An 8,222-nucleotide genomic window follows, 5' to 3' on the forward strand; every position below is an offset into this window, starting at 1 on the left:
CCGCTGGCCACCCCGGCGCCGCGGCGCCCCGCGACCGGCTCATTCCCGCGCTCCTCGGCTGGCTCGCCTCTCCGTTGATCCTGCCGGTGCTGATCGTCGGCCTGTGGTCGATCGCCAGCAGCCGCCACTGGATTCCGGCCGTGTTCCTGCCCACGCCGTGGCGCACCGCCACGTCGTTCTGGGACATGCTGGTGCGCGATTCGTATCTGCACGATTTCGGCGTCAGCATCTCGCTGGTGCTGCAATCGTTCGTGTACGGCGCGGCGGCGGCGATCGCGCTCGGCTTCGCGGCCGGGCTGTACCGGCCCGTCGAGCGCTTCTTCGGGCCGACGCTCGACACCATCCGCCACATTCCCGGCATCGCGTGGTTTCCGCTGATCGTGTTGTGGCTCGGCGTGGGCGCGCCGGCCAAGACGCTGGTGATCGCCAAGACGGTGTTCTTCCCGGTGTTCCTCAACACGCTGCAGGGCATCCGCAATGCCGATTCGCGCCATATCGAGCTGGGCCGCGCGCTGACGCTGACGCGCCCGCAGATGCTGCGCTACATCCTGATTCCGTCGGCGCTGCCGACCCTCATGGTCAGCCTGCGCTACAGCGCGGGGCTGGCCTGGGCAATGGTGGTGGTGGCCGAAGGGCTGGCCGGGCAGCAAGGCATCGGCTTCCTGATCTTCCGCGCGCAATCGCTGCTGATGACCGATCAATTGCTGGTGTGCATGGTGACGATCGGCGTGGTGGGCTTCCTGATCGATCGCGGCATGTATGCGGTGCAGCGTCACGCGCTGCGCTGGAAAGCATCCGCGCCCGGCGCGCACTGATTCAACGAACACGGAGCACCTGCCATGCCGGTTGCCACCCTTGGCCGCGACGCGCGGCCGCCCGAGGCGGGCGCGCCCGCCCATCCGCCGCTGCACATTCGCGGCCTGACCAAGCGCTATACGTCGCAGGGCCGCACCCGCACCGTGCTCGACGGCATCGAGCTGGACGTCGCGCCCGGCGAATTCGTCAGCGTGGTCGGCCCGAGCGGTTGCGGGAAATCGACGCTGCTGCGCGTGCTGGCCGGCCTCGACGCCGATTACGACGGCAGCCTGTGCCTGGGCGCCACCGAAGTGCGCGGGCCGAGCCTGTCGCGCGGCATCGTGTTTCAGGATCACCGGCTGCTGCCGTGGCTCACGCTGGAGCAGAACGTGGCGCTGGCGCTGAAGAACGTCGAGCTCGACGCCGCCGCCAAGCGCGAGCGCGTGCGCGCCCATCTCGAACTCGTGGGCCTCGACGGCAGCCGCGACGCGTGGCCCGGCGAGCTGTCGGGCGGCATGGCGCAGCGCGTCGCGATCGCCCGCGCGCTGGTCACCGCGCCCGACGTGCTGCTGCTCGACGAGCCGCTCAGCGCGCTCGACGCGCTGACGCGCGCGCGGCTGCAGGATGCGCTGCTGGACATCTGGCAGACGCAGCGCGTGACGATGGTGCTGGTCACGCACGACATCGAGGAGGCGCTGTATCTGAGCCAGCGGATCGTCGTGCTGTCGGCCAACCCGGGGCGCGTCGAGCGGATCGTGGAGGTGCCGATCGATTACCCGCGCGACCGCGCCAGCTATGCGTTCGCCGACATGCGGCGCGAGGTGGGCGCGGCGATCGCGGCCTGAGCCGCCGGAAAATGACAAATCGGTAATCAGCACGTCAGCATGACGCGTCGATGACAGCGCCAGAATGCCTGATCGGCCGCGTGGGCCATCGACACGACAGCGCATGACGCGCTCGGCCGGCTCGCCCGTGGTGGGCGGACAAGGAGCTACCGATGCGTTTTTCCGTCCGGGCGGCCAGGGCCGCCGTCATGCTGCTGGCCGTCAGCGCCGGCTTGTACTCCCAGGCGAGCCACGCCGAAGCGACGCGCGCCCAGGTGCGCGCCGATCTCGCGCGCGTCGAGCAGGCGGGCTTCGATCCGATCGGCGAGACGCTCGATTTCCCGAACGACATTCAGGCCGCCGAGGCGCGGCTCGCGGCGTCCGACGCGGCGGCCGCGCCGCTGGCGGTGGCGAGCCGGGCCGAGGTCGATCCGGCGAGCGCCGCGATCCCGAGCGCCGCCGCGCCGCAATCGCACTAAGGGGGCGCACGACATGGCGTCCGCCCGTTTCCCGTTCAAGACCGTCGGCCTGACGCTGGCCGCCGCTGCCGCCACGGCCGCGGCCGGCGCACTGGTGGTGATCTATTCCGGCCTGTACGACGTTTCCGCGATCCCGCCGCACGATCCGCTCGTGGCCTGGGCGCTGCACACCACCTACGAGCATTCGCTGCATCGGCATGCGCAGGGCATCGTCCCGCCGCCCGATCTGATGACCGACGCCAACATCGCGGCCGGCGCGCGGCGCTACGCGGCCACCTGCGCGGCCTGCCACGGCGCGCCGGGCGAACCGCCCGGTCCGATCGCGCGCGGCATCCTGCCGGGCGCGCCGCTGCTGCTCGGCGCGCAACGCCGCAACAACCCGCCGCTGATGTTCTGGACGATCCGCAACGGCGTGCGGATGACGGCCATGCCCGCGTTCGGCAAGACGTTCAGCGATCGGGACATCTGGCAACTGGCCGCGTTTCTGAAGCATGCACGCGGGATTTCGGCTGCCGATTACGCCAGGTTGAGCGGGCCGCCAGCGCAGTAATCGGCTGCGTTCGAAGCCTGCGCGCGTTTGCGGTCGACAAGCGGCGCTGCGCCGCCGGTTGCGTGCATGGCGCGCGCCGCATGCGGCTGGCGTGCACCGTGCGCCGTGACGCCTCGCCGAAACGGCAGGCGCGCGATCGGCCGCCGTTCGCCACACGAAACCGGTGCGATGCCGGCTCCGGCCTCATGCCCGCGCGATCTCCCTGGCCAGTCGCACCACCGTCACCCCCGGCGCCAGTTGCCTCAGCGACGGCATGATCGCCACGCAATCGTCGAACGGCGTGACGATCTCGCGCTCGCCGTCGCGGGCGATCACGGTGCCGGCGCGCGCGATCCGCTGCAGATCGCCGAGCGGCTGCGTGAAGCGAAAATCCATGCTGTCCGCCACCACGGCCTCGCACACCTTCAGCATGCGCTGCGCGGCGGGCGGCTCCGGCAGCAGGAAGCCGCGCAGGTCGGCCGTGTCCGATGCCGCCTGCGTCAGTTCCAGCAGGAAACGCGCGGCCGCATCGAGCGCCACGGCCCGGCTACGCGCCGAGAAATGCTGGCCGCTTTCGAGCAGCAGCGCGTTCTTCGGGCTATCCGCGTCGCCGAAGCCGCCGTAATCGCGCATCCGCTTGCCGTTCGCGTGCCCGGCATCGACGATCACCGTCCGCGGCACGCCGATCGCTTCGGCGAAGCGAATCCCTTTCTCCAGAATGCCGCTCAGCATCAGCGGCGCGCCGGCCTCGTGCATCGAATGGAGGTCGAGCAGGTAATCGACGTCGTCCAGGATCGGCCGCAGCGCGCGGGCGCGGCGCAGTTCGACCGAATCGCCGGGGCCGTCGAGGCGCGCTTCGGCCCAGACGCGGTTCAGATCCTCGTCGACGAAGCGGTTCGCATCGGGCTGGCGCGCGTCGAAGCGGAAATAAGCCGCCACGTTGGCGAAACCGAGCGTGATGCGGCCGATTCGCGGCCGCACGCCGGCCGCGAGCAGCGCGTCCACGGCGATCGCGCCGCTCACTTCGTTGCCGTGCGTCAGCGCCATCACCATGACGTGCGGCCCGGCCGCGCCGCTGTCGAACGTATGCACGTACGCCACGCCCGTATTGCCGGCTTCCCAGCGGCGGATGTCGGGGAACGCCACTTCCACCGGGTAGGGCGCGAGCGGGGCGCGAACGGGTTCCCTGCTGTTCATCGTCGTGATCTCCTGAGAAGGGGTTGCGGTCAGACCGGCGCGCGCCGCGCCATGCGGCGGCCCAGCGCGAGCACGGATACGATGCTCAGCGCGGCCGTGGCCATCACGTAGAAGCTCGGCGCGAGCTTCGAGCCGGACGCGTCGATCAGCCAGGTCACGATCAGCGGGGAAAAGCCGCCGAACAGCGTGACCGAGAAGTTGTAGCTCAGCGCGAGGCCGGTGCCGCGCGTGACGGTGGGGAAGATGTCAGACAGCATCGCCGGGATCGGGCCGAGGCACGCGGCAATCAGGAAGCCGACCAGCGCCTGCACGATCATCAGCGTCGCCACGCCGGGCCATGCGCTGAGCATCAGGAACAGGGGGTACGAGGTGGCGCCGATCGCCAGCATCGCCACCGACAGCACGCGGAACCGCCCGTGGCGGTCGGACAGCGCGCCGAACCACGGCGCGGCCACCATCAGCACGAAGCCGGTCAGCATCGCGCTGAGGAACGACGAGGTGGCCGGGATATGCAACTGCTTGAGCGCATAGGTCGGCATGTAGAGCTTGTGCACGTAGTTGAAGGCCGTCGCGCCCGCCACCACGCCGATCGCCAGCAGCAGGTTCAGCGTGTCGTGCAGCAGCACCGTGCGCAGCGGCGAGGCGGCGGTGTTTTCCTGCTTGCGGGCCTGTTCCGCGCGGGCCGCCGCCGTTTTCCGGAACTCGGGCGTTTCGTCGATCTGGCCGCGGATATACAGGCCTACCGGCCCGATCAGCAGGCCGACGCAGAACGCCACGCGCCAGCCCCAGCTATCGAGTTGCGCGTCGCTGAGCAGGTAACTGAGCAGCGCGCTGACGCCGGCCGCGAGCACCGTCGCCAGCCCCTGCGTCGACAGTTGCCAACTGGCCGAGAAGCCGCGCCGCTTCGCATCAGCGTGCTCCACCATGAATGCCGTGGCCGCGCCGAATTCGCCGCCGGTCGAGAAACCCTGCAGCATGCGCGCCACGATCACCAGCAGCGGCGAGAGGATGCCGATCTGCGCGTAGGTGGGCGCGAACGCGATCATCGCGGTGCCGATCATCATGATCGCGATCGACAGCGTCAGCGACGCCTTGCGCCCGGCCCGGTCGGCGTACGCGCCGAGCACGATCGCGCCGAGCGGCCGCATCACGAACGACACGCCGAACGTGCCCATGCTGAGCAGCAGCGAGGTGGTGGCGTTGCCGGCGGGGAAGAACAGCCGGCCGATCACCACGGCGAAATAGCCGTAGATCAGCAGATCGTAGAACTCGAGCGCGTTGCCGATGCTGGCGGCGCAGATTTCCTTCCAGGGATGGGATGGGGCGGCAGGGCGGGCAATCGCGTCGTTCGACGACGAATATCGTGCTGACATGGGGCGCGTCTCGAGTTATGTCGCGCTCGCCGCGGCCTCGGAGGAGGCGTCGCGGTACCGCGCGATGGCTTGTGATCGCAAAGCCGCTTGCCCGTTGTGCGAGGCGGGGCGGGCGGCTTTGTGGGCTGTCGAGAGTGTGCTGAGCCGATATTCGCGAAAGTTGCCGTTTCGGCAACGGTTGGTGCTTTTTGGGTTGGGGCGGGCGCGTTCAGGCGGGATTGGGGGTGTCATCGACGGCGGACGCGCTGTGCCAGATCGCATCCACCAGCGGGTTGGCGTGGCCGCGCAGGCGGTACAGCGAAATGTCGAAGCCCACCGACATGCCCGCATCGCCGATCGGCACGAGGCTGCCGTCCCTCAGCGCGTCCTGCACGAGCCCGCGCGGCAGCCAGCCCACGCCCGTGCCGCGTTTGGCCATCTCCAGGATCGATTCGTACGAATCGGCCTGATAGACCATGCGCAGCGGCAATTTCTGCGCCAAGCTGGCCAGATGCTTGGCCAGCACGCCGCGCAGCGTCAGCGTGGGCGCGAACGACAGCCACGGGATCGGTGCGGCCGGCGAGGGCGCGAGCGAGAATTTCGGGCGGCCGGCCGCATCGGGCGCGCTGACCGGCAGCAGCGTCTCGCGGGCCAGCGTGATCGATTCGTAGCGCTGCGGGTCGATCAGCAGCCGCGTGGTGGGGCTGGAGTAGATCACCAGCAGATCCACGTCGCCGGTCGCGAGCCGCATCACCACTTCCTGCGCGCCGCCGGTGCTGACCGATACCGGAAACGCGCCGATCCGCCGGCTCAGCGCGTCGTACCAGTCGGGGAAGAACGTGCGCGCCAGCGTGCGCCCGGTGGCGATGCGCAACACCGGCTCGCCGGCGGCCGAGGCGTCCTGGAACTGCGCGCGGGCCGCATGGAGCACGTCGGTGGCCACCGTGGCGGCGTCGAGGAAGATCGCGCCGGCCGCCGTCAGCACGACCGGCTGCCGGCGCTCCACCAGCTCCGCGCCCACCCATTCCTCGAGCGCCTTGATGCGCCGCCCGAACGCGGGATGCGTGACGGCGCGGTTGTCCGCCGCGCGCGAGAAGCTGCGCGTGCGCGCCAGTTCCATGAAGTCTTCCAGCCACGTTATCTGCATCGATCGTCCTTTGCGGTGCGCTGCCTGGGGCGCAGCGCACATGATAACGAGGTGGCGGCGCGCGCGGCCCGGCGTCAGAACTTGTGACGGATGCCGGTGACGGCCAGGAACTGCGACGCGCCGCTCGAGGCGCCGCTGGTGCCCTCGATCTGCGCCACGGCGTTGCTGGCGTGCTGGTAGAGCAGGTCGATGTAGATGTCGGTGCGTTTCGACAGGAAATACTGAAGCGCCGTGTTGGTCTGCCAGTAATGCCACGAACCGACCGCGCCGTTGGTCGACACGTTCGTGTAGGTCTCGCCGATCGCCGCGTGCAGCGCCGGCGTGATCTGGTAGCGCAGGCTCGCCTCGGCGTTCTGGTAGGTCTGGTACTGGCTGGCCGGCGTCAGTTCGAAGCGCGTGTTGGTGTACATCAGCCCGAGCGTCGCGCGGCCCATCTCGTACAGCCCGCCCGCGCCCCAGATGCGCTGGTTCGTGATGCCCTTCAGGAACGTGAAGTAGTTGTCGGACGGGATCGCGCCGGTGGTGTCGGTGGCCGGGTGGTCGAGCACCACGTAGGCCGCGCCGAGCCGCCACGGCCCGCGCGTCCAGGTCGCGCCCACGCTGTACGAGCGGTTGGTGGCGAACGAGGCCGCGTTGCCCGACAGCGCGTACATCGTGTTGACCTGCAGGCCGTAAAAAGTGGGCGTGACGTACTTGATGGAATTGTCGGTGCGGAACGAGTTGTTGATGTCGTCGGTGTCGAACGGGTGGGTGGCGTACTGCACCATCTCGGAGGCCATCTGCAGCGGTTCGAGCGAATCCTGCGACGCGTTGTACTGGCGGCCCAGCGTGATCGTGCCGTAGCGATCGGAGGCGATCCCCACCCAGGCCTGCCGCCCGAAGATCCGGCCGTTCGCGCTGGCGGCGCCGGTCTGCAGGTTGAAGCCGTTCTCCAGCCGGAAGATCGCGCGGTTGCCGCCGCCCAGATCCTCGCTGCCGAGCAGGCCCCAGCGCGAGCCCTGTTCGCTGCCGGCGGTGGCCTGATAGTTGGCGTGGCCGCCCTGGTTGCTCGTGTAGGTGAAGCCGCCGTCCACGATGCCATACAGCGTGACGCTCGATTGCGCCTGCGCCGCGCCAGCCGCGAGGCCGATCCCGATGCTGGTTCCGATTCCGCCGGCCGCGAGGCGGATGGCCTTCAACGATGCTGTTTTCATGATGTTTCCCCTGCGATAAGCACTACGGTTGACGTTGTTAACTACTTGGTACTGCGAAGCAAAGACGAGCCGAGCCGCCCCAGAGCGCCGCGTCGAATGCGGCGTGGGGTGACGAATCGGAAACGGGAGCCCGGCAGCCCGGGCCGTATCAGGCGGTGTGCGGCGGCAGCGCGAGCGCGTCGAGCTGGGCGGTGTCGACGATCGGCAGCACGATCTGCGACGGCGTGCCGGCCCCGAGCCACACGCGGTTCACGGCCACGCGCGGCGCGCGGGCCAGCGCGGGCGGTTCGCCGCTGTTCGGGTTGACGTCGAAGTGCGGGAAGTTGCTGCTGGAGATGTCCACCCGGATCCGGTGGCCGCGCGCGAAACGGTTCGCGGTGGCGAACGGCTCGATCGCGATCTCGTAGACGCGGCCTGCTTCGAGCCGCTCGGGCGCTTCCCACGACGCGTGGAAGCGGCAGCGGAAGATGCCGTCGGTCAGATTCATCGCATAGCCGTCCGGGTAATCGGCGTTGGGCGGGCACACGTCGATCAGCTTGGCCGTGAAATCGGTGTCGGGCGCGTCGCTCGACACCCACAGCCGCACGCGGATCGGGCCGGCCACCGCCACGTCGTGCTCGAGCGGCGGCGTCTGGAACACCAGCACGTCGGGCCGGGCGGCGAGCGGCCGGCCGGGCGCCTGCACGCCGAAGAAGCCGGGCAGCTC

General features: G+C 69.6%; 9 protein-coding genes. 4 read left to right on the top strand and 5 right to left on the bottom strand.

Going from position 1 to position 8,222, the window contains the following annotated elements; genetic code table 11:
- The 4 genes from G3N92_RS27840 to G3N92_RS27855 all read left to right on the top strand — a co-directional run.
- On the top strand, positions 1–815 hold an 815-nt coding region (locus G3N92_RS27840), incomplete at its 5' end, for an ABC transporter permease (protein ID WP_206130800.1).
- A 24-nt stretch (positions 816–839) separates the two neighbouring features.
- Positions 840–1,640 carry an ABC transporter ATP-binding protein gene (locus G3N92_RS27845; protein WP_206130801.1) on the top strand — a complete coding sequence of 267 codons (801 nt, stop codon included), beginning with the start codon at positions 840–842 and terminating at the stop codon, positions 1,638–1,640.
- Between the two features lie 152 nt (positions 1,641–1,792).
- The gene (locus G3N92_RS27850; protein WP_206130802.1) at positions 1,793–2,098 is read left to right on the top strand and encodes a DUF4148 domain-containing protein; all 306 of its coding nucleotides are present in this window, start codon (positions 1,793–1,795) and stop codon (positions 2,096–2,098) included.
- A 13-nt stretch (positions 2,099–2,111) separates the two neighbouring features.
- A complete protein-coding gene (locus G3N92_RS27855) occupies positions 2,112–2,648 on the top strand; it encodes a cytochrome c (protein ID WP_206130803.1) in 537 nt (178 codons plus the stop codon).
- A gap of 183 nt (positions 2,649–2,831) precedes the next feature.
- Here G3N92_RS27855 and G3N92_RS27860 read toward each other — a convergent pair whose 3' ends face one another.
- From G3N92_RS27860 to G3N92_RS27880, 5 genes are all read right to left on the bottom strand, one after another.
- Positions 2,832–3,824 carry a succinylglutamate desuccinylase/aspartoacylase family protein gene (locus G3N92_RS27860; RefSeq protein ID WP_206130804.1) on the bottom strand — a complete coding sequence of 331 codons (993 nt, stop codon included), beginning with the start codon at positions 3,822–3,824 and terminating at the stop codon, positions 2,832–2,834.
- A gap of 29 nt (positions 3,825–3,853) precedes the next feature.
- Positions 3,854–5,197 (bottom strand): MFS transporter, encoded by a 1,344-nt coding sequence (locus tag G3N92_RS27865; RefSeq protein WP_206130805.1) that lies wholly within the window; start codon positions 5,195–5,197, stop codon positions 3,854–3,856.
- 208 nt (positions 5,198–5,405) lie between these two features.
- Complete coding sequence (locus tag G3N92_RS27870; protein ID WP_206130806.1) at positions 5,406–6,323, bottom strand: LysR family transcriptional regulator; 918 nt, start codon at positions 6,321–6,323, stop codon at positions 5,406–5,408.
- A gap of 74 nt (positions 6,324–6,397) precedes the next feature.
- Complete coding sequence (locus G3N92_RS27875; protein ID WP_206130807.1) at positions 6,398–7,516, bottom strand: porin; 1,119 nt, start codon at positions 7,514–7,516, stop codon at positions 6,398–6,400.
- Between the two features lie 148 nt (positions 7,517–7,664).
- Positions 7,665–8,222, bottom strand: a 558-nt coding sequence (locus G3N92_RS27880) for a CocE/NonD family hydrolase (RefSeq protein ID WP_206130808.1), incomplete at its 5' end; no start/stop codon positions are given.

This window comes from Burkholderia sp. Ac-20379, from assembly GCF_017104645.1.
Lineage (GTDB): Bacteria > Pseudomonadota > Gammaproteobacteria > Burkholderiales > Burkholderiaceae > Burkholderia.

Excerpts from the sequence above, each read along its gene's own strand:
- G3N92_RS27845 (WP_206130801.1), top strand. The coding sequence starts at position 840 with ATGCCGGTTGCCACCCTTGGCCGCGACGCGCGGCCGCCCGAGGCGGGC.
- G3N92_RS27850 (WP_206130802.1), top strand. The coding sequence starts at position 1,793 with ATGCGTTTTTCCGTCCGGGCGGCCAGGGCCGCCGTCATGCTGCTGGCC.
- G3N92_RS27855 (WP_206130803.1), top strand. The coding sequence starts at position 2,112 with ATGGCGTCCGCCCGTTTCCCGTTCAAGACCGTCGGCCTGACGCTGGCC.
- G3N92_RS27860 (WP_206130804.1), bottom strand. The coding sequence starts at position 3,824 with ATGAACAGCAGGGAACCCGTTCGCGCCCCGCTCGCGCCCTACCCGGTG.
- G3N92_RS27865 (WP_206130805.1), bottom strand. The coding sequence starts at position 5,197 with ATGTCAGCACGATATTCGTCGTCGAACGACGCGATTGCCCGCCCTGCC.
- G3N92_RS27870 (WP_206130806.1), bottom strand. The coding sequence starts at position 6,323 with ATGCAGATAACGTGGCTGGAAGACTTCATGGAACTGGCGCGCACGCGC.
- G3N92_RS27875 (WP_206130807.1), bottom strand. The coding sequence starts at position 7,516 with ATGAAAACAGCATCGTTGAAGGCCATCCGCCTCGCGGCCGGCGGAATC.